The sequence below is a fragment of the Shewanella sp. AS16 genome, from assembly GCF_021412365.1.
Classification (GTDB): domain Bacteria; phylum Pseudomonadota; class Gammaproteobacteria; order Enterobacterales; family Shewanellaceae; genus Shewanella; species Shewanella salipaludis.
The window spans coordinates 1-324 of record NZ_JAKCLK010000124.1 but is presented as its reverse complement, the minus strand read 5'-3'; the positions used below and the strand labels follow the sequence as shown (position 1 = coordinate 324).

Here is a 324-nt window from a genome sequence, read left to right as displayed (position 1 = left end):
GAAATTACGCTAGTCCCGTCAGTAAAATTACAGATAGGCGATCGTGATAATCGTGGCTATTACTGGGATGGCGGTCACTGGCGCGACCACGGCTGGTGGAAACAACATTATGAATGGCGAGGCAATCGCTGGCACCCATATGGACCGCCGCCATCGCCGCGCCATAACAAGCACAATGATCATCGTGGCGATCATCGTCCGGGGCCTGACAAACATCATCGCTAAATATCAATGCCGGATTGCCATCCGGCATTATCCGGCATTATCCGGCATTGACTACAAACTTAACGTTGTTCGTAGCGTTTAAACACCAGTTCGCCATTG

At 50.9% G+C, this 324-nt stretch carries 1 protein-coding gene; it reads left to right on the top strand.

Features of this window, described 5'->3' with window-relative positions; translation table 11 throughout:
- The first annotated feature begins 3 nt into the window (after window positions 1-3).
- Window positions 4-225, top strand: coding sequence for a DUF2502 domain-containing protein (locus tag LZP73_RS21475; RefSeq protein ID WP_442800771.1), 222 nt, complete (start codon window positions 4-6; stop codon window positions 223-225).
- Window positions 226-324: the final 99 nt, after the last annotated feature.